The organism is Mesorhizobium sp. M3A.F.Ca.ET.175.01.1.1 (assembly GCF_004791945.1).
Classification (GTDB): Bacteria; Pseudomonadota; Alphaproteobacteria; order Rhizobiales; family Rhizobiaceae; genus Mesorhizobium.
In genome coordinates, this window is the sequence record NZ_SRTP01000002.1 from 650,339 (window position 1) to 671,737 (window position 21,399).

The window sequence follows — 21,399 nt, forward strand, 5'->3', positions numbered from 1 at the left end:
TACCGGACTAGCAAACAAAGGTTTGACGATGACGATTGGAATGAACTCGGAGTTCGACGTGAACCAGACCATGCAATCGGTCGATGGAACGCCTCCGCGATGGAACCGCAAAGAGGCCGAGGCCATCTACGGCATGCCATTCAACGATCTGCTGTTCCTAGCTCAGACGATCCACCGCCAGAACTTCGATCGAAACCGAGTGCAGCTGTCGCGGCTCCTTAGCATCAAGACCGGCGGGTGCCCCGAAGATTGCGGCTATTGCAGCCAGTCTGCGCATTACGAAACCGGTGTGAAGGCGTCGAAGCTGGTGGACGTCAAGCATGTCATCGACGAAGCGGCCATGGCGCGTGATGGCGGCGCAACGCGCTATTGCATGGGCGCGGCGTGGCGAAGTCCCAAGGAGCGCGACATGGAGGTTGTGGTCGCCATGATTGAGGGCGTCAAGGCCCTCGGCATGGAGACCTGCATGACGCTCGGCATGCTCGATCTTGAGCAAGCTGCTCGCCTGAAGCAGGCCGGTCTCGACTACTATAACCACAACATCGATACCTCTGAGCGCTACTATGGCGAGGTTATTTCAACCAGGACTTTTGCCGACCGGCTGGAAACGCTTGGGCACGTGCGCGCGGTTGGGATGAAAGTCTGCTGCGGCGGCATTGTCGGGATGGGAGAAGAAAAGACCGATCGCATCGACATGCTGGTCACGCTCGCGAACCTGCCCGAGCCGCCGGAAAGCGTGCCGATCAACATGCTTATTCCCATCGAAGGCACGCCGCTTGCCGCGGCCGACGCCATCGATCCGATCGATTTCGTCCGCATCGTTGCGCTCGCGCGGGTGATGATGCCGAAATCCTATGTAAGGCTGTCCGCCGGCAGGACGGCGATGAGCGACGAAACGCAGGCGCTGTGCTTCTTTGCCGGGGCCAATTCGATCTTTGTCGGCGACACGCTGCTGACGGCGGGAAATCCCGGCGAGGACAAGGATACCCTTCTGTTCCGGCGCCTCGGCATTGAGCCTATGGAACTCGCCACGCAATGAAGGAGGCAATTCTTGCCCGCTATGACGCAACCTTGCGGGGACTGGGGCGCAAGGACCGGTTGCGGACGCTCGCACCGCGCGCCGGGCTCGACTTCTCGTCGAACGACTATATCGGACTTGCCGCCTCCAAAAGACTGGGCGATGCGGTTTCGACGGCGATTGCGCGGGGCACGCCAGTGGGCGCCACCGGATCGCGGCTGTTGCGCGGCAATGCACCGGAACATGAGCAACTGGAGGCGGACGCAGCGGCATTTTTCGGAGCCGAGCGTGCACTGTTCTTCGGCAGCGGCTATATCGCCAACTTCGCTCTGCTGACGGCCCTGCCGCAGAAAGGCGACCTGCTGGTCCTCGACGAGCTCGCTCATGCCAGCATGCATGAGGGTGCCCAGGCCGGGCGCGCTGAGTTCAAGCTGGCCGCGCACAACGACGTCGACGCTGTCGAGGACGCAATCACCCGCTGGCGCGCCGAAGGCGGCATGGGGCGGGTGTGGATCGCCTTCGAAAGCCTTTACAGCATGGATGGCGACCGTGCGCCGATGGAGAGCCTGGTCGCGCTGGCTGATCGGTACCAGGCATTCATCGTCGTCGATGAAGCGCATGCCACCGGCGTCTGGGGACCGGACGGCCGGGGACTGGCCGCCGCGTATGAAGGCCGCGACAACATCGTCACGCTCCACACATGCGGCAAGGCGCTTGGCGCATCCGGCGCGCTCGTTACCGGACCGCGAACACTGTGCGACTATCTTATCAACCGGTGCCGGCCATTCATCTATGCGACCGCACCATCGCCGCTGATGGCAGTCGCGGCACGTGAGGCGCTGACTATTCTGTCTGACGAGCCTATGCGTCGTGCTCAGTTGCACGAGCGTGTCGCTTTCGCGAGCCGGCAATTGGCCGAACGCTGCGGCGTGATGCCCAGCGGTTCGCAGATCCAGCCGCTTGTGATCGGCGATAACAGCCGCACCATGGCGGTGGCGGCAGGACTGCAGGCACGCGGCTTCGACATACGCGGCATTCGCCCGCCGACAGTGCCTGAGGGTACGTCGCGCCTGCGCATTTCGCTGACTCTCAACGTCGACGAAGCCGACATTTCCGCCATGGTCGAGGCTCTCGTCGGAGTGTTGGCCACAGCATGACCAAACGCATCGTCGTCACCGGAACAGACACTGGAATTGGCAAGACAGTGTTTTCGGCCGGACTTGCCGGGCTGCTCGACGGCTTCTACTGGAAGCCGGTGCAATCGGGCCTCAACGAGGAGACCGACAGCGAGGTCGTCGCCCGGCTTTCCGGCTTGCCCGACGGACGCGTGCTGCCCGAAGTCTATCGACTGACGATGCCGCTGTCGCCGCATCGATCAGCCGAAATCGACGGCGTCGCGATCGAGGCCGACGATCTTTCATTTCCGGTCCTGCCGACACCGCTCGTCATCGAAGGCGCCGGCGGGCTGATGGTGCCGCTCAATCGACAGACAAGGTTCATTGACATATTCGAACAATGGCGGCTGCCGGTCATACTGTGCGCCCGCACCGCGCTTGGCACCATCAATCATACGCTGTTGTCGATCGAGGCCCTGAGAGCCCGCTCCATCCCGCTCATCGGCATTGCCTTCATTGGCGAAGAGGTGGCCGATACACAAAGGACAATCGTGGAATTCGGCGGCGTGCCGCAGCTGGGCAGGCTGCCGCACCTCGGTCCGCTGACGGGTGAAACGTTGAGAGATGCAATGATTTCCGGCTTCGACCTGGCCATGATTGCCGGAGGCGACTGATGGCGGAGTCTCGAGTCTGGCATCCGTTCACGCAGCACGCGCTAGAGCCCTCGGTCCCTGAAATCGTGCTGACTGAAGGCGCCTATCTCCACAAGGCCGACGGCTTCCGCATCCTCGATGCGATTTCTTCCTGGTGGGTCGTCACCCATGGCCATCGCCACCCCCGCATCATGAAGGCCATCGAGACGACCGCGTCGAGCCTCGACCAGATCATCTTCGCGGGCTTCACCCACGAGCCGGCCGAACGGCTGGCCGAGGCGCTTATCGGCATCGCACCCGCCGGCCTCGACCGGGTGTTCTATTCCGACAGTGGCTCCACCTCAGTCGAAGTCGCGCTGAAGATGGCGCTCGGCTATTTCCGCAACATCGGCGCGCCGCGTTCGCGCATCGCCGTCATGGAGCACAGCTATCATGGCGACACGATCGGGGCGATGAGCGTCGGCGCCCGCGGCGTCTTCAACGCCGCCTATGATCCTTTGCTGTTCGAGGTCGACGCCATCCCCTTCCCGGCCGCCGGGCGCGAGCAGGAAACGCTGGATCGGTTCGAGGCCGTTAGCCGCGACCGGCGCGCAGCCGCGCTGATCGTCGAGCCGCTGGTGCTTGGCGCCGGCGGCATGCTGATGTATCCGGCCTGGGTTCTTGCCGAATTGAAGAGGATCGCCGAAGCCTCCGGCACGCTGCTGATCGCCGATGAAGTGATGACCGGCTGGGGGCGCACCGGAACCATGTTTGCCTGCGAACAGGCGTCCGTCTCGCCCGACATCTTGTGCACCTCGAAAGGTCTGACCGGTGGTACCATCCCGCTGGCCGCCACGATCGCCACCGATGCCATCTTCCACGCTCACTTTTCGGAGGATCGCAAGAAGACGTTTTTCCATTCGAGCTCCTACACCGCCAATCCGATCGCCTGCGCGGCAGCACTTGCCAATGTCGAGATCTGGCGTGACGAGCCGGTGGCCGAGCGGATCGCGGTCTTGAGCGCGAGGCAGGCCGCCGGGCTGCAACGCTTCCGGGTCAATCCATATTTCACCGACTGCCGGACAACCGGCACCATCGCGGCACTCGACCTACGCACCGGCTCAGCCGGTTATCTGGCCGAGATCGGGCCAAAACTGCGCGCTTTTTTCCTTGAGCGGGGGCTACTTGTGCGCCCGCTCGGCAATGTCCTCTATCTTCTACCGCCCTATTGCATCACCAGCGACGAATTGGGCGGGCTCTATGACGCGATAGAGGAGGCCGGCGAACGCTTCGGCTCGCGGCCATGAACCTATCGTCGCGCGTTCTCGGCTTCGGCCATCATGCGCCGGCGCGCAAGGTCGAGAACCCGGAAATCGAAGACCGGCTCGGGCTTGAGCCCGGCTGGATCGAGCGGCGCACCGGAATTCGCTCGCGCTTCTGGGCAACAGACGAAGACACGCTGTCGGGCCTTGCCGCCTCTGCCGGCGACATGGCGCTGACCAATGCCGGTATCGACCGCGGCGACGTCGGTCTACTCTTGCTCGCCACGTCGACGCCCGATCACCTTCTGCCGCCAAGCGCGCCGCTGGTCGCACATCGGCTGGGGCTAGGCCGCGCCGGAGCGATCGACCTGACCGGCGCCTGCGCCGGCTTCATCTATGCGCTGATGTTCGCCGACGGGTTCACCCGCCTGCACGGCAAAGCGAGCCTTGTCATCGCCGCCAACATCCTCAGCCACCGCATCAATTTGGCCGAGCGCGCCAGCGCCGTGCTGTTTGCCGATGCCGCCGGCGCCATGGTGATCAGTCCTTGCGATGACCCGGATCGAGGCATTCTCGGCGCTTCGGTGGATTCCGACGGCTCGCGCTACGGGCTAATCCAGATTCCCGCCGGGGGAAGCAACACTCCGTTCCATGCCGACCTCGACCTCGCGCAGACACGGATGACGATCACTGACGGCCGTGAAGTATTCAGCAAGGCCGTGGAGATGATGACCGCCTGCTCGAGAGATGCGCTCACTGCTGCCCGACTGAGGCCGCAAGACCTCGATCGTTTCGTGCCGCATCAGGCCAATGCGCGCATTTTCGACGCGGTCGGCAGGAACCTCGGCATCGCTGATCACTCGATCGTCAAGACGATCGCCGAATATGGCAACTCTTCCGCCGCGACGATCCCGCTCTCATTGTCGCTGGCCCATCGGGCGCAGCCGTTTCGGCCTGGCGAGAAAGTCCTCTTGGCGGCAGCGGGTGCGGGTCTCAGCGGCGGCGCGCTTGTGGTGGGAATTTAGCAAAGCAATGCTTGCGCACAGGACTGCTCATGAATGAGACTATGAGAATGGCTCAATACGTAAATAGTCGCCGGCAAGCTCCATAGAGCTGGGTTCCGTGCGGTGCTCCGCGATGTCTAAGTATCGACCCGCTTGCTCAAATCGCAGCGCTCATCGAAGGCCAGCAATACCTCATGCAGAGCGAAAATCCTCAACCGCCCGTTTCAAAGACGCTCGCCCCATTTCGAAACAAGGTGTTTCGCTCAATTTGGGCGGCCACCCAGATTTCCAGCCTCGGTTGGCTAGTGCAAACGGTCGCCATCAGTTGGCTTATGGCAACGATTTCAGCGTCCGACCTCATGGTGGCACTCGTCCAGGCCGCATCCACATTGCCGGTGTTCTTCCTCTCAGTTTTCGCCGGAGCCATTGCCGACAACTTCAGCCGCCGGTGGGTGATGTTTGCGGGACACTGCCTGATAGCATCGGCGTCGACGACGCTGATGATTTCTGTGGGTCTGGGATTTGTCAGTCCTTGGCTGATTCTCGGGTTAGGTTTCCTGGCCGGCTGCGGCTTTGCCTTGAATGATCCGGCTTGGCACGCTTCGGTCGGCGATATCCTTCACAAACGCGACATTCCGGCCGCAGTGACGCTTATGTCCGTCGGATACAACATTGTGCGCAGCGTTGGTCCGGCCTTGGGGGGCGTGATCCTGGCCGTCTTTGGGCCGCTGGCCGCTTTCGCCTTGGCTGCGGTGAGTGATCTGGCGCCCATAAGCGCGATATGGCGCACCAAATGGGAGGTCCGCTCTTCGCCTCTCCCTCGTGAGAGAATGACGACGGCAATTCATGACGGAGTGCGCTTTACTGCGATGTCTTTGGAGATCAGGGCAGCGACCGCCCGAGCCGCTCTTTTCGGATTGGCAAGCATCTCCATTCTGGCGTTGCTCCCCCTCGTCGTCCGGGATCAGTTGAAGAGTGGGCCAATTGTCTACGGTATCTTATTGGCCGGCTTCGGCATGGGTGCTTTCATCGCGGGCATGGGCAACGGCTTCTTGAGGAAGGTCACGTCTCAAAACAGGCTGGTGGCCTTCGCCTCTGTGGCTTGTGCAGTCTGTTGCCTCTCCCTTGCCCTTACATCGTCGATTCCTGTGGCGGCCATTTCGCTGGCGCTCGGCGGAGCGGGTTGGCTTATCACCTGGACGGGCATTGACGTGTCGGTGCAGTTGGCAAGCCCAAGGTGGGTTGTAGGCCGCACGCTCTCCATTTACTACGCCTTGAGCGCAGGCGGTATGGCTGCTGGCAGCTGGATCTGGGGTTCTGTCGCGCAAAACTATTCCTTGACCTTAGCATTGGAGGGCGCCGCAGGCGCTCTGTTGCTGGTTGCAGCAGCGGGGATCGTGTTGCCGGTCCGTCCCTGGGAAGAAACCGATCAAGAAAGTTCAGTTTTTCATCCGCCGGACGTGGCTCTCGATCTGAAACCCAGAAGTGGCCCTATCGTGGCCAAGGTCGAGTATTTGATATCGGAGGAAAATATCGAGGCCTTTCTGGGCTCCATGCGCACGCGGCGACACGTCCAGAGCCGTGCCGGTGCACGAAACTGGACGCTCCAGCGAAATCTGCAAACACCGTCACTTTGGACGGAGACATTCCGCACCCCCACCTGGATGGACTTTCTCCGCCTAAATCATCGACTCACCGCAGCAGATAAGGAAGTCGCCCAGCATCTCCTGTCACTGCATGAAGGAGAGGTGCCTCCGCAGACAGTGCTTTCGATTGAACGGACGACCGAGGCAATTCGTACCCGTACCTCGACAATCTTTTCTCGTCCTCCAAGATGACGCCATCAAGCTGCTGTCCAGGGACAGGGTGGATCACCGGTGCTTTGCAGAGCACAGCCTCACACCGAGAGCAGCGTGCTCCGGGTTGTGCGCTTTCGCGCGCACCCAGGCGAGATGATGGTGAACGCGGCGTCAAGTGGAAGTCCCCTGCATACGCTTGCGGAGTCTTCTGCGAGAGCCCATGCCGACGAGCGCCAAACAAGGTTTGATGCCTTTCGGCGTCGTGGCCTCAACTCATCGATTCGCGAGAAAAGCATCGAATGCAGCAGCAACGGCGCGAACAACAAAGCGGTGCTCCGGCCGCACGCGGATGAAGCCGTTTTCGACGTCCAGGATCCCCTCCTCAGCCAGCGTCACCAAACTCTCAACTGAATCGAGAAAACGAGCTGGTTCGATTTCGTGGGCGGCACAGATGGTCGGCACGTCGGCCTCCAAATCGCACATCAGTCGCTCGATGATCGCTGCGCGCACCCGGTCATCGTCGGTCAGACGGTGACCCTTTGATGTCGCCAGACGTCCACTTGCGATGTGCCGGGCGTAAGAATCCCGTGTTACTTCGTTCTGAACATACCCCTCGCGGACTCGGCCAATAGCCGACGCGCCTAAGCCGATCACGTTTTGCAAGTATCGGCCGAGTATCCCAGCGAATTACGCCGTAGGCGCGCCCGGTCTTCTGCGCTAGCGCGAGTTCGTCGTCCGGCGGAGCGAAATGATCGAGCCCGATCTCCCGGTAGCCAGCGCCAACCAGTGTCTCGGCGACAGCTGCAGCCTGTTCGGCGCGAAGATCGCCGTCCGGTAGACCTGCCTGCTCGATAGGCGCTGGTTCTTTATCACGGAAGGAATATGCGCGTATCCGAACACCGCAAGCCGGTTGGGGCGCATGGCGACCGCAGCCATCGCGGTCTGGATGCAGGACTGCACAGTCTGTTTCGGTAGACCGAAGATGAGGTCGAAGTTGATATGGCCAACGCCATGCCGGCGGAGATTTTGGACTGCAGCGGCCGTCTGCACCTTACTCTGGATCCGATTGATCGCCTTTGCACATCGGGATCAAAGCTCTGCACGCCGATGCTCGCGCGGTTGACACCGTTAGCTGCCAAGGCTTCGGCCATTTCCGGTGTGAACGTTCGGGGATCGATCTCCACGGTGATCGCAGCAGTTTTGCTGAAAGCGAAGTGGCGGCGTAGAAATTCCATCAGCGCCAAGTGCTCGGCTGGCCCGATAAGGTGAGGCGTTCCGCGCCGAAATGCACATCGCTCACCGGCAGCCCTTGCCGCACTTGCTCCGACACCAAACTGATCTCCTGACGCAGCACCGCTAAATAATTAAGGATCGGGCCGTTGCGACGGATGACCGCGGTAGGGAAGCCGCAATACCAGCACATGGATCGGCAAAACGGAATGTGGAAATAGAGCGACACCGATTCGTCGGCCGGGAGGCCCCCCAGCCATTCCTCATAATCGTCAGCACCAACTGCCGCAGAGAAGTCTGGCACAGTCGGATAGATGGTATACCAAGGCGGCCGGGGGTCCCGGTACTTTGTCAGGATTGAGGTGTGCAAGGAGCTGTCATCCCACGTCGCTGATCCATCATTCTTTCGTTGCGCGCTCGTCCTGGTCTCTGACCTAAGTCAGTGCGTCCCGCTTATGTCGCAGTCTCGTTTGGACAGGATGGGGTCAACCACGCCGGGGAGCGCGCGTGCCATGGTTGCGCCTGAGGTGATGGTGCGGTGCCGCATTCAACGTCTGAGTAGTACGTGACGCCAGTGCAGTGTGCTTGAGGCGTCTGCGGAAGAACTTTGCAATGCGAAATTCATGTCCGACGCAACGGACCTGTCAAGCCTCGTTCAGACGCCATCCAGGTCCAGCCAGCGGCCTTCCCTGCCGGCCGAAAAACCATACCGGCTTTAGCCACCGAGACGCTCTAAAGCTGACGTCGGCTCATTTGATGAAAGGAGGACGCCGCTAGGGGGTGCACAAGGTTCCCCGGCTTGACGTCGCTTCGAGCGAAGAGCGGCGGTGTGGCTTGTCGTCAAGCGCCGGGCAGCGTGCCCCCTACCGATATCCCGAAAAGATCGACCAAGATGGCCATGCCGACGCCACACGCGGTCTGGATGAGGCCGACCATGAAAATGCGATTGGCGCGTTCGTAGATGGGGCGCCGCAAGGAACTCATGTCGAGCAGCATGGACAGCGCTCTCATCTGCAGTGCGATGCCGAGCAGGATCGGCACTACGGCGAACAGATCGTAGAGTTGCCATGGCAAGGGGTTCGCGGCCCAATGAGTGAGGAAGCCGAGCGAAAAGGCAAGCAGGATACCCACGGCAGTGATTGTGCCGTTGCGGAAAATGGTCTCGATCGGTTCTTCCTTCGGATCGTGCTCGTCCAAGCGGCTTCCTTTCGTTGCTCTTTCCGTCGAGACTAAGTTCTCGAGAATGCTGTTCATCGCCAATTACTCGAGGCGAGCCGTAGGCAGCCGTTTCAGGGTGCGCTCCCTCTCGCTTCCGGCCGCGCAATGTACCTGCACGGCGAACTTACAGCGGCGAAAAGGTGCTGCGGCCACCATGCGACGCCTCGGACGCGCACGCCCTCTGTTCCTGGCGCAGCCCTTGCGGAGCGTACGCGCAGTGATCCTTCTCGGTAGCGCATGGCGCGGCCTCCGTTGCGGTCAGACGGGAAGCCGTCGCTGTTAAACGAGACTGTCACATATCGAACATGGCGAACCGTGTCGCACATTGCTTTTCGCAGTGACCCTCAAAAAAAGTGATTCCAGCGAGACGAAGGCGCGTCGGCCCGATTTTGGTGTCGGCCGCATTTACGCTTCAGGTTGGCATGTCGCTTGCTGCTCTATTTCGGAGAGCTGCAGCGGTCCGACCGGAGTGTTTCACATGTAAACGATAATGAATCTCCTAACAGAAAACACTATTATAAGTACATGTGGCTTTTACGCTGGCTCACCTCTCGTGTCAAGCGCTTTGGCGTCCACATATTGGAGACAACACGCACAAAATTTAGAGGAAAAGCTTGCTCTTTCGCCTCTATCCTTTTTATTCCTTCATGGAGATCTAGACATGTACATCAAGAGTCCTCTTCTCGGCTTAACTGCTCTGATGACCGTTTCCGTCGGTCGAGCAGCTGGCGCCGAGCGGGAACCGGCCGAGTACATCAAGATCTGCGACGTCCTCGGCTCGGGATATTCCTATATTCCCAACACCGAGACCTGCCTGCGCATCGGCGGCTATGTCCGTTACGATATCGGCCTGGGTGACGTCCGATCGTATGACAGCGCAAGAACCTCGGACGTGAGAACTGGCGAGGACCAAGGCACTTGGCGAAACAGCACACGCTTCACGTTCAAAACTTGGACCGGCCAGCAGACCGAGCTCGGCGCGTTGACGACCTATACCGAAACCCACGTGAATTTTGGCAACAGCGCTAACTCGCATGACAGTCCTCAGAACTATGATTTCAACAGCGGCCTCGCACTGGCTTCTGCCTGGGTCGAGCTGGGAGGCCTGCGAGTTGGCAAGGAGGGGTCGGCCTTCGATACGTTTGTAAGCTACGCTGGCGACGTTCTCGATAGTATGCTCGTTCCGTCGGCCGGCTTCGACACCAACGTGGCTCAGTACCACTTCGACGCCGGCAACGGCATTTCGACTGTGATTTCGCTCGAACAAGGATCGGGCTCAGCCGGTACTATCGACAGCTATATTCCGCACGTTGTCGCCGGCTTGAAATACACGCAAGGCTGGGGCTCGATCACCGGCGTCGCGGCTTATGACAGCAATTACGAAGCTTTTGCCGGCAAGATCCGCGTCGACGTCGCTGTCACAAACCAGCTGTCGCTGTTTGGACTCTTCGGCTACGGTTCCAATGCCAGTCTCAACGAGGACTCAAACGGCGCAATTGCCAATCATGGGCGCGGCTCGTACAAAATCTGGAACGGCCAGTGGGCTTTCTGGGCGGGCGCCACCTACGAGTTTGACGAGAAAACTTCGTTCAACCTTCAGGTCTCGGGTGATCAGCTCAAGGATGCTGGTGTGGCTGCAAACGTCGCCTACATGGTCGTTCCCGGCTTCACGGTCACAGCCGAGGTCGATTACGACCACTACGGCAACTCTGGCCTCGGCCCTGCCGAGCCTACCGCCGTCAAGGGCACGAGCAAGCCGAACAGCGTCGGCGGCATTCTCCGCTTACAAGGCTCATTTTGAAATCTCTCCAGTCGCGAGCATGGCAAAGGCACTTGCCTCGACAACGCACGCATGGAGAGCTTCGTTCGCCATCTTGAAGTCTGCATCGACCGTCCACGGCCCATCGTACCAACTAGAAACTGAAAGTTATGAGCCCTGTGTACTACACCTAGCCCTTGACCTGCCCGATGAACCGGCCAGGGGCCGTCAGTTCAAATTCGGGGCCGCTTAGAGGGCAGTGTGAGGCCGTGTTAGGTAAGCGCCACTGCAATGTCGAGGCCGCGACACGCCTGTCGCTTTGGACGGCTGGAATTGCCCTTCGCGGCGCCATTCATTCTCTCAACATTTACGTGATAATGCACGCTGAGTCCGAGCCGCGTGGCAGCACCCATCCTAGGTCACTATCGGGGGGCCTTAAACCTGAACAGCTCCATCGTCGCGGCTGCTGCGGAAGCAGGAGCTATCACTGGGACCCGTACTGGTGCTTGTCAGCCGCTGAGCCGCTACTTCGTCTTAGGAAGAGCATTGTCCTTGCCAAAAGCCGGCCAGTATTTCGAGATTGCCAGTGTGGCGCCGGCTGAAGAGAAATGACCATAGTCGAAATATAAAAACTCTCCTCTATCGGAATAGGCGCAGCGTCCTGCGCTGCACAGGAATTTCAGCGGATCGATGAATGTGGCGCCTTTGGTAAATGAGCGCACACGTTCGTTGATGTCGGGGTCCATCGCGATCGGCCAGGACGTATCGTCCAGATTTTGGCGCTTGGCGAAGAACGCAATTTTCCGGACGTCAGTTGGGAACTGCGGAGACTGGCCGATGACAAACACGCGCACGCCCAGGGCACGAAGCGTAGCGATTGTTTGCTGAAGACCGTCGAAACCTCTGACCTCATAGTCACTCCATCTACCGCTGAGGATAACCGTCTTGATGTCCGCTTCCAAGATGACGTCCAAGGCCTTGCGATTGAACCGGACACAATCAAGACGATCGTAAGGGTAGTAATAGAGTATCGGCGCGCAGCTGGCGTACGTATATTCAACGATGTTCGCCTGCAATCGATTTATGTTAGCACCCAAGCCGGAAACATAGTGCGCGGCGAAGGAGTCGCCCCACAAAAAAACCGTTGTTGGAAAACCGCTGGTGCGCGTGCAATCCTCCATATTCCAGCTTTCGATCCGGCTGGTGCCCTCGTTGAAACAGATGCCATTCCTCCAGTCCCCGACGGAAATGCGCCGCTGGACATAGTCCGGAAACCGTTGCGGAAAGCCATTGCCGAGCGCCCCCGCCGCTCCGCCGGCACAAAGGACAACGATCGCGAGCGCTGAAAAGGCGAAGATAGGCCCCGGGGAGGTGAAGGCCCTCTTCTGTCGAAACGGCTGCTCTACAAACTTCCAGGAGAATGCAGCCAATGCGAGGCTTGCCACCAACATCGCACCGGTCATCAACGGATCGAGTTTTTGGAACGAAAGATAGTGCGCGAACGCATTGAGAGGCCAGTGAACAAGATACAACGAATACGAGATGAGCCCAATCCAGACCAGCGGCCGGACTTCGAGCATGCGGGTGGCGACCGTCGAGGGGGTATTTTGGCCAACATAGATCAGAAGGGCCGTTCCGATGCATGGATACAAGGCGTTGTAGCCTGGGAACGGATCACTCGCCGAAATCGCGAAGAACCCGATGGCGAGAAGGCCAAATCCGGCCACCCCCACCGACTCCATCAGGAATCGGTTGCCCAGCGGCGAGGGGCATTTGAGCATGAGCAGGGCGCCCAACATGAGTTCCCAGATTCGGGTCGGCAGCAGATAGAATCCGGCGGTGGGTGCCAGCGATGTCGCCATCACCGCCACTACGAAGCTGCAGAGAATTATCGGAAGAAGTGTCGTCAGCCAGCGCTTCCCGATGTAGCGATAGATTAGGAACATCAGGATTGGTGCGAAGATGTAGTACTGCTCCGCTACGGAAAGCGGCCAAGTGTGCAACAGTGGTAGAAGCGCGGCATCGATAGAGAAGTAACTTGACGTTTTCCAGAAGAAAACGTTCGACCAGAAGGTCGAGGTAGCTATGATGCTAAGACTGAATCCGCGCAGATCCGGTGGCAGAAGAATGAACAATGCTGCAATGCAGGTGAGAAGCATCACAAAGACGAGCGCCGGCAGAATGCGCCGGGCACGGCGCCAGTAGAAGTTGACGATGGAAAATTGGCCGCGTTCAAGGTCATCCAGGAGGCTTCCGCTGGTTAGGTAGCCGGAGATGACGAAGAAGATATCGACCCCGCTAAAGCCACCCGGGATCGCCGAAATTCCGAAATGAAAGAGTACGACCGGAAGTACAGCAACGGCCCTAAGGCCCTCGATATAGCGCCTATATTGCATCCAGCGGTTCCTTTTATTTTAGATCAGGACGCGATTGGAAGCTTTCAATCTCCGGTAGGAGTGCTGCCGAGATAAGGGCGGTATCAGCCACCTTTATCCGTCCCGAATGTTCTGTAAGTTGCAACTGGTACAGAAGCACGATCGCCATCGCCGGCCTTGACGGCCTGATTGTCGAGCAGATCGCGCGGATCGTTGACCATCACGGCCAGGTTATGTCCTGTCGAACAACCAAGCGGCTGTTTGAAGGATTCTTCATTGGGTAAGGCACCATATGAGGGACAGACCGGCGGACGGGCGTGATAGACAATCGCCTCAATTCGCACTGAGCCGGCGTCGTGTTGATCGCGCAATTGAATGTTGTCTTCTTCGATTGCCAACTGCCTGGCCTGATGGGCTACCCCTGCGCTGAGCTGGGGCGAACCGCTGATGAGGAGGTGGATGGCATCGAACCGGCCGCGACTGGCCTTGTCTAGGAAAACACGCAAACGCTGCCGTTCGGAAGCGCGCAGGCTTTGCAACGTCAGGACGGTGGTCTCCTCTCGGACAAGCATTGGTGCCGATGGTTCGACATCAACTGGCGTAGTGCTTGTGCAGCCACTTACGCTTGGTGCCAGAGCGACAAAGAGGATTATAAAACGCAACATCTTTGGATGACACTATTCGATGATGAAGCCGAGACCGCCCTGGGCGCTTGGCGCGCCCGCACGGATAGCAGCGCGGTCTCGCGGGGGACTTGTCACGGAATTCGTCGGAGCGCCCCCTCCGTTCAAAGCCGGTGCCGCCCGCTCGGTCGGTGCGCTCATCTGGTTTGGGTTGGAGCCTGGTCTTACAATGTAAGGCGTAACTAGAATGACCAGTTCTGACTCCTCTTTTTGAAACGAGGTCGAGCGAAAAAGCGGTCCCAGGATCGGCAGTTCTCCGAGCCAGGGAAAGGCCCTGACATCATTGTTGACGTTCCGCCTGATTAGACCGCCGATTGCGAAGCTCTGGCCGCTGGCGAGTTCGACGACCGTATCGGCTCGGCGCGTGGAAACTGCCGGCACGGAAATTCCGTTGATTTGCACGGCACCTTGCGTCGACAGTTCACTGACTTCGGGCGTTACGTGAATGTTGATTTGATTGTTGCTGAGAACTGTCGGCACAAATTCCAGACTGACGCCGAAGTGACGGAATTCAACCGATACCTGCCTGTTTTCCTGCAGGACAGGAATGGGAAATTCGCCGCCCGCGAGAAAGCTGGCCTTTTCACCCGACATAGCGGTGAGGTTCGGCTCAGCCAGGACGGAAGCTATATGCTCCTTGGCGAGCGCGTCGAGAACCGCGCTGACGTTGACGGCACCGTTGTCGAATCCGATTTCTGCTGTACCGCCACCCTGGGTTGAACCAGACCCAGCGCTTGCAGCGCTTCCGCTTAGAACGCCCACTTTGAAATTGCCGATTTGACCGAAGGCGGACAAGTTGACGCCGAGTGACTTCATGGCGCTGCGTGAGACTTCGGCTACGCGCACGCTGAGGTTAACTTGCAGGGATCCAGCGACCTTGATGTTGTTGACGACTTGCGCTCCGTCGCCCAGATATTGCTCAGTGACTCTTTTTGCGGTGTCGGCGACCTCTGCGTCGGGCGCCGTCCCGCTAAGGATTGCGCCGCGCGGCGTATAGTTGACGCGGATGGGATAGTCGCCGACCTGCTCCCGCAACATGGCGCGTAAATCCCCGATCGGTTGCGTGACAACGATACGCAATTCGGCGAGAGGCTCGCCATTGCCATCCAAGGCGAATAGGCTGGTCCGCCCCGATTTCTTGCCAAAGACGAAGATTGTTTTGCTCGATGGCGCCTGAAAATCCGCGATCGTGGGGTCAGCAACAAAGATGGTCGTGGCTGGCGCGGGCAGATGAACGGTCTCCCCGAGCGAAGAGGAAAGGGTCAGCGTGGCGTTGATGCTATTCGAAGCCGCATGCGGCGGGCCTTTGTCCTGCTTGTTTTGCGCCGCGACACCAAGTGGGAAAGTCACAATAAGCGCGCAGAGGAGATGGCCCAGGTAACGGGGAACTGCAGGTCTTGTAACCTTGTTGGCGATCGCCCGCCAATTGAGCGCATGGCAAGGATGTTGAAGGATCAGCAAAATAGATCTTCTTTCGATTCGACAAACTATGCGGACGAGGCGTCAGTCAATTCTAGGATGTAACCAATGCCTCGGATGGTCTTGATCCGTGGCGTTGCACCTGATCTGGTCAGATGTCCCCGTAAACGATAAATTCCGACTTCAAGCGCGTTGGCAGACACGTCGTCGTTGAATGAATAGAGGTGATCTTCCAATTGCGCACGGGGCACGATGCGGCCTGCCCGGTTAAGCAGGTGCTCTAGAATACAGAGTTCGCGACGTGCGATCATCATTGGGTGCCCATCAACGAAAACCTGGCGGGCGACCGGATCAAAGTCGAGATTGCCAAATACGAGCCTCAGGTCGGTCATCTGTGTCGCCCGGCGCAGAATGGCTCTCATTCTGGCAATAAGCTCATCGGTAGAGATGGGTTTGAGCAGAAAGTCGTCCGCACCACCGTTGAAGATCGCAATTCGCTTATCGAGATCGTTAAGGCTGCTCATAATGACGGCAGGAACTGAATGCCCGTGGGTCCTCAACTGCCTCAGCCAACCCAAGCCATCGCCATCTGGCAGAGCCAATTCCAGCAGGAGAATTTCATAGCTGGCGCAAGAAAATGCACTCGAAGCCAGTTCCAGAGTACCAACGACATCAACGACGAAGCCGCCATCCCCGAGCGCAAGTCGCATGGCGCGCGCAAGATCCGCATGATGATCCACGAGCAGCGTTCGCATTTCATCTCCTCTCGAAGAGGGACGGCCCATCGAACGCGTCACCGGCGGCCATCTGATCGGAGCACACGGCGCGCAACTCGTCGCAGCTCTCGGAACTGGTCCGAGTCGGAGGGACATGCAAGTCGCTCGGTGGCAATAGGCGCGGGTGAGGACCAACTGACGGGCTCAAATACGCCGGTCGGCGAACCCACGAGGCCAGCAACCCGCGTGCGATTTCTCGTTGCATCATCTCTCCTACGTGCAGCCCCTGCGCTCGCAAGGCAGCGTCGCGGCTCAGAGCCCGATTCCCACAGAGGGTAGGGTTAGCTTTCGAGAAACTGATTGAACAAATCGATTATTTGGATCGAATGCATCCACGGTATGGATGCAGCGCACCATCTTCAACGACTGCGGCGTCCTGATGCACTGTTGTGTCTGTCGTGCTCTGCTTTTTTCGCTGTCCTTCAAGGCTGGCGAGCCTGGTGGAACCTGCGCGTCATTGGCTTGGTAGCTTGAATGCTCAACAACGGAGCGCCCTGCGCAAAGCCGCTCTCATTTCCAAAAAGCCTTGCAATCTGGTTGGAGCACTTCGCGCTCGACACCAAAATAGGCGAGGAAAACTGACGTCTGACAGGGATGTACATGCAACAGCCGATTTGCGGCACCAGCAAACGACCGCGTTCAGGCTGAAGATCGACGACCAACGGCTCCTCGATTTCCGCACCGACCGCTTTTACAAGCTCTTCCTGTGCGGGCGGATGCCGGCAAACAGCAGCACAGGGTCAGCGAAACCGGGAGCGGGCCTGCTTGATCGCCATGATCACATTGCCGCTGTCGCGCGTGCGGAGCGGAATGCAATCGGTCCAGCCGGCGGCAATCCGGTCAGCACCATCGTCTGCACGAAGCTCCCTGACGAAGACGTGCCCGAATGCGCTCAACAAAGCCGGGCGGCGGATCTTTCCAATCGCCGAAGGTGCGGGCTGGCACCGAGCGGCGAACTGCGAACTCATTCCTGCCCGGCGGCGCTGGCCGCCGCGAGCGTCGATGCGGACCCAGCCGCTCCGAATCCTCCCACAACACGATGAGCGCGTCGCGGACATCGCTGCCGTAACAGCGGCTGCGGCTCTTGCCCGCAGACGGCCTCTGCTCACGACGGTTCATAAGACGGATCGCGCGCTTGCGAATAATAGCCGGTTACCGCCTCGAACTCATCCAGAATGCGCCGCTTGTCAACGCCGCAATAAAGCTCCACGATCGCCGCTTCACCGTGTCGCCATGCTGAGCCGCGCCATCCTTCCCCCGAACCGGAATGGCACGACCTGTCCATCCCCTTTGGAACAGGACACTATTGGTAACATTTTGCTTGAGGCAATGCGGCTCGTTGCCTTCCTTTTCGCTGACCGGAAGGGTACCGGAAGTCGTCTATCGCATTTTACCCGCTGAAAGCGGCAACACCTCGACCTCAATCGCAGATCATAGGAAATAGACGATCGCGTCGGGGCCTCAGCATCGGTTCACCGGGTTTCCGTCATCGACTGAAGCGAATTGCCCCATCGACCGTCACCGGGTGGGCCGCGATACGTCGCCGTGTATGATTAGCGAGCGCACGTAGCGGAGCCATAGCTCTCCACCCAGCCATGTTCCCCTAGTTGGAAAATGTCCGGCGGACCAGAGGTGCTGTCGTCAGCTTTTCCTGAATAGCGGCCAAGGCAATCCCTACCAGTCCATCACCACCTTGCCGGAACTGCCGCTCTTCATCGCATCGAAACCGATCTGAAAATCGTCGATGCCGATGCGGTGGGTGATCAGGCCGGAGACATCCAGCGGACCCTGCACAAGCGCGATCATCTTGTACCAGGTTTCGAACATCTCGCGGCCGTAGATGCCTTTGAGATGCAGCATCTTGAAGATGACCTTGTTCCAGTCGATCTCGAAGCCGGTCGGCGCGATGCCCAGAATGGCGATCTTGCCGCCATTGTTCATGGTGTCGATCATGTCGCGGAAAGCGGGGGCGGCGCCTGACATTTCGAGCCCGACGTCGAACCCCTCGGTCATGCCGAGCACCGGCATGACGTCGCGCAGCTTCTCCTTCGAGGCGTCGACGACATGCTGGACGCCGAGTTTCTTGGCTAGCGCCAGCCGCACCGGGTTGATGTCAGTGATGACCACTTTGCGCGCGCCGACGCATTGGGCGACGAGCGCGCCCATGATGCCGATCGGCCCGGCGCCAGTCACCAGCACGTCCTCGCCGACCAGATCGAAGGACAATGCGGTGTGGACGGCATTGCCCAAGGGATCGAAGATCGCGGCAATCTCATCGGGCACATCGTCGGGGATCGGCACGACATTGTGCTGCGGGATCGCCAGATACTCGCCGAAGGCGCCTGGACGGTTGACGCCGACGCCGAGTGTGTTGCGGCACAGATGCCCTCGCCCGGCGCGACAGTTGCGGCAATGGCCGCAGACGATGTGGCCTTCGCCCAATACACGCTGGCCGACCTTGTATTCGGTGACCGCTGCGCCGAAATCGGCAACGGTGCCGACGAATTCATGGCCCGTCACCATCGGCACCGGCACCGTCTTCTGCGCCCACTGGTCCCAATTGTAGATGTGCACGTCGGTGCCGCAGATCGCCGTCTTCTTGATCTTGATCAGCACGTCGTTGGGGCCGATTTCCGGCACCGGCACCTCTTCCATCCAGATGCCCGGTTCGGCCTTGGCCTTCACAAGCGCCTTCATCATGTTCGACATCAGGATTTCCCTATTCCGTGATTGCGCTTCTGGCGAGATAGCCTGCACAACGGGAAGGTAGGCCACTAACTCGTTTGAACGTCCGGAATGGTCAGCCCCGCCTGCTCGGCCTCGCGGCGCAAATTCTGACGGGGCCTGGGGCCGATCTGCTGGATCACCAATCCGGCTGCCAGTGAGCCAAGGTCGCCGCAAGTCTGCAGGTCGCGGCCTTGCGTGTAGCCATGCAGGAAGCCGGCGGCATAGAGATCGCCGGCGCCCGTCGTGTCGACCAGTTCCTTGATGGCGGTCGCCTTGATCACCACGGTCTCGTCGCCGCGCACGATCACCGAGCCTTTTTCCGAGCGGGTGACGGCGGCGATCCGGCAATCCTTGCGGATCTGGGCCAGCGCCTCGTCGAACGACGATGTCTGGTAGAGCGACTTGATCTCGTGGCTGTTGGCAAAGACGATGTCGACCGTGCCCGAGCGCATCAGGTCGAGGAATTCGTCGCGGTAGCGGTCGACGCAGAACGAATCCGATAGCGTCATCGACACTTCTCGGCCTGCCGCGTGCGCCAGCTTCGCCGTCTGGCGGATTGCCTCCTTGGCGCGCGGCGGGTCCCACAGATAGCCTTCGAAATAGGTGACCTTGGCGCCGGACGCCTTGTCGGCTTCGACATCCTCAGGGCCAAGCTCGACGCAGGCGCCGAGATAGGTGTTCATCGAGCGCTCGCCGTCGGGCGTGACGAAGATCATCGAGCGCGCCGTCGGCGGCTCACCCTTGAGCGGCGTGGTGCCGAAGGCGACGCCCTGCGCATGGATGTCGTGGGCGTAGATTTCGCCCAGCGCATCGTTGGAGACCTTGCCGAAGAAGGCCGCGCGGCCGCCAAAGCTGGCGACGCCGGCCGCCGTGTTGCCGGCGCTGCCGCCGGACGCTTCGATCGCCGGACCCATGCGGCTGTAGAGCAGTTCGGCGCGTTGTGTGTCGATGAGGTTCATCGCGCCCTTGATGATGCCGTTGGTCTCGAGGAATTCCTCGTCGCACTGGGCGATGATGTCGACAATGGCATTGCCGATGCAAAGCACGTCATAATCCGGCATCAAAATCTCCGCCAAAACCCGAGCCGGCTTCTTGCCACGCCGGCCGGGCGTGGTCTCGCGAGTTGAAATGGGTTGCCGCATGCGCCTGATCCAGCCGCCCTCACGCAGCTGCCGGTCCGGCTTCACGCAGCAAATCGTCAGCTTTGTCCGTCTTCTCCCAAGTGAACTCAGGCTCTTCACGCCCGAAGTGTCCGTATGTCGCCGTCTTGCGGTATATCGGCCGTAAGAGATCAAGCATCTTGATGATGCCTTTCGGTCGGAGATTGAAAACCTCGAGAACAAGGCGCTCGATCCTTTTTTCCTCGATCCTTGCGGTTCCGAAGGTATTGACCATGACAGAAACCGGACTGGCCACGCCGATCGCGTAGGCAAGCTGAACCTCGCAGACCTCTGCAAGGCCGCTGGCAACGATGTTCTTCGCGACATACCGGGCGGCATAGGCCGCCGAGCGGTCAACCTTGGATGGGTCCTTGCCCGAAAAGGCACCGCCGCCGTGACGCCCGGTCCCACCGTAGGAATCGACGATGATCTTCCGTCCTGTGAGGCCGCAGTCGCCGGCAGGCCCACCGACCACGAACCGCCCTGTTGGGTTGACCAGAAATCTGATCCCCGAAGTATCCAGGTGGGCCGGCAGGACCGGTTTTATGATCTCCTCAATGACGCCTTCGCGGACCGTGGCTTGTGAGACCGCTTCGTCATGCTGCGTTGACAGGACTATGGTATCCAGCGCCACCGGGCGGAGCCCTTCGTAGCGTACCGACACTTGAGATTTCACGTCCGGACGCAGCCAGCCAAGCTGTCCCGCTTTCCGGACCTCGGCCTGTCTTTTCGTCAAATGGTGAGCGAGTTGGATCGGCAGGGGCATCAATGTATCCGTCTCGTTGCATGCGAATCCAAACATGATGCCCTGATCCCCTGCCCCTTGCCCGAGATCCTGCCCTCGTCCTTCATCAACGCCCTGGCTTATGTCGGGCGACTGCTCGGTGAGGGCCAGAACGACGGCGCAACGTCGACCATCAAAGCCAATCGCATCATCGTCGTAGCCAATATCGAGTATCGTATCGCGGGCGACTTGGCTGTAATCGATGTGGGCATGGCTGGTGATCTCGCCAGCCACAACGACCATCCCCGTCTTCACCAACACTTCACAGGCGACGCGCGCCTTCGGATCGGTGCGCAGGACCGCATCGAGAATGGCATCGGAGATGTTGTCTGCCATCTTGTCGGGGTGTCCCGCGCCGACGGATTCGGAAGAGAACACGAACTGCCTGGTCATAAAAATGCCCTCGCTTCAAGTGCTGGAGTTAGTGAGGAGTTTCTG

General features: G+C 59.7%; 15 protein-coding genes and 2 pseudogenes. 7 read left to right on the forward strand and 10 right to left on the reverse strand.

Annotated features, from left to right (window positions below):
- Window positions 1–70: 70 nt before the first annotated feature.
- The 6 genes from bioB to EN818_RS07790 all read left to right on the forward strand — a co-directional run bounded on the left by bioB (window position 71) and on the right by EN818_RS07790 (window position 6,869).
- Window positions 71–1,039, forward strand: a complete 969-nt coding sequence (gene bioB, locus EN818_RS07765) for a biotin synthase BioB (protein ID WP_245454882.1) — start codon at window positions 71–73, stop codon at window positions 1,037–1,039.
- Window positions 1,036–2,175: an 8-amino-7-oxononanoate synthase gene (locus tag EN818_RS07770; protein WP_024505572.1), complete on the forward strand. Its 1,140-nt coding sequence runs from the start codon at window positions 1,036–1,038 to the stop codon at window positions 2,173–2,175. The genes bioB and EN818_RS07770 overlap by 4 nt, the downstream gene beginning before the upstream one ends.
- On the forward strand, window positions 2,172–2,807 hold the full coding sequence (gene bioD / locus EN818_RS07775) for a dethiobiotin synthase (protein WP_063169254.1): 636 nt from the start codon (window positions 2,172–2,174) through the stop codon (window positions 2,805–2,807). The genes EN818_RS07770 and bioD overlap by 4 nt, the downstream gene beginning before the upstream one ends.
- The gene (locus EN818_RS07780) at window positions 2,807–4,072 is read left to right on the forward strand and encodes an adenosylmethionine--8-amino-7-oxononanoate transaminase (protein ID WP_126080683.1); all 1,266 of its coding nucleotides are present in this window, start codon (window positions 2,807–2,809) and stop codon (window positions 4,070–4,072) included. The genes bioD and EN818_RS07780 overlap by 1 nt, the downstream gene beginning before the upstream one ends.
- Entirely contained in the window at window positions 4,069–5,052 is a 984-nt protein-coding gene (locus EN818_RS07785; RefSeq protein WP_126063924.1) for a beta-ketoacyl-ACP synthase III, read from the forward strand. Before EN818_RS07780 ends, EN818_RS07785 begins: the two co-directional genes overlap by 4 nt.
- Before the next feature lie 173 nt (window positions 5,053–5,225).
- A complete protein-coding gene (locus EN818_RS07790) occupies window positions 5,226–6,869 on the forward strand; it encodes an MFS transporter (protein ID WP_126063923.1) in 1,644 nt (547 codons plus the stop codon).
- A 234-nt stretch (window positions 6,870–7,103) separates the two neighbouring features.
- Here the strand turns inward: EN818_RS07790 and hemN are convergent.
- A pseudogene (gene hemN, locus EN818_RS07795) lies at window positions 7,104–8,430 on the reverse strand (oxygen-independent coproporphyrinogen III oxidase).
- Window positions 8,431–8,900: 470 nt separating this feature from the next.
- On the reverse strand, window positions 8,901–9,257 hold the full coding sequence (locus tag EN818_RS07800; protein ID WP_024505577.1) for a hypothetical protein: 357 nt from the start codon (window positions 9,255–9,257) through the stop codon (window positions 8,901–8,903).
- Window positions 9,258–9,939: 682 nt separating this feature from the next.
- Between EN818_RS07800 and EN818_RS07805 the strand changes: the two genes are divergently transcribed.
- The gene (locus EN818_RS07805) at window positions 9,940–11,079 is read left to right on the forward strand and encodes a porin (protein ID WP_126063922.1); all 1,140 of its coding nucleotides are present in this window, start codon (window positions 9,940–9,942) and stop codon (window positions 11,077–11,079) included.
- A 482-nt stretch (window positions 11,080–11,561) separates the two neighbouring features.
- Here EN818_RS07805 and EN818_RS07810 read toward each other — a convergent pair whose 3' ends face one another.
- The 8 genes and pseudogenes from EN818_RS07810 to metK all read right to left on the reverse strand — a co-directional run bounded on the left by EN818_RS07810 (window position 11,562) and on the right by metK (window position 21,354).
- The gene (locus EN818_RS07810) at window positions 11,562–13,433 is read right to left on the reverse strand and encodes an acyltransferase family protein (protein ID WP_126080682.1); all 1,872 of its coding nucleotides are present in this window, start codon (window positions 13,431–13,433) and stop codon (window positions 11,562–11,564) included.
- Between the two features lie 83 nt (window positions 13,434–13,516).
- A complete protein-coding gene (locus tag EN818_RS07815) occupies window positions 13,517–14,077 on the reverse strand; it encodes a CpaD family pilus assembly lipoprotein (protein ID WP_063169261.1) in 561 nt (186 codons plus the stop codon).
- A gap of 12 nt (window positions 14,078–14,089) precedes the next feature.
- Complete coding sequence (locus EN818_RS07820; protein WP_050580548.1) at window positions 14,090–15,511, reverse strand: type II and III secretion system protein family protein; 1,422 nt, start codon at window positions 15,509–15,511, stop codon at window positions 14,090–14,092.
- A gap of 71 nt (window positions 15,512–15,582) precedes the next feature.
- A complete protein-coding gene (locus EN818_RS07825) occupies window positions 15,583–16,269 on the reverse strand; it encodes a response regulator transcription factor (protein WP_024505585.1) in 687 nt (228 codons plus the stop codon).
- Window positions 16,270–17,081: 812 nt separating this feature from the next.
- Window positions 17,082–17,250: pseudogene (locus tag EN818_RS33540) on the reverse strand (transposase); the annotation flags it as partial.
- Window positions 17,251–17,964: 714 nt separating this feature from the next.
- Window positions 17,965–18,999, reverse strand: coding sequence for an L-threonine 3-dehydrogenase (tdh, locus tag EN818_RS07835; RefSeq protein ID WP_126063920.1), 1,035 nt, complete (start codon window positions 18,997–18,999; stop codon window positions 17,965–17,967).
- 65 nt (window positions 19,000–19,064) lie between these two features.
- On the reverse strand, window positions 19,065–20,078 hold the full coding sequence (locus tag EN818_RS07840) for an adenosine kinase (protein WP_126063919.1): 1,014 nt from the start codon (window positions 20,076–20,078) through the stop codon (window positions 19,065–19,067).
- A 100-nt stretch (window positions 20,079–20,178) separates the two neighbouring features.
- Window positions 20,179–21,354, reverse strand: coding sequence for a methionine adenosyltransferase (gene metK, locus EN818_RS07845; protein ID WP_063169265.1), 1,176 nt, complete (start codon window positions 21,352–21,354; stop codon window positions 20,179–20,181).
- Window positions 21,355–21,399: the final 45 nt, after the last annotated feature.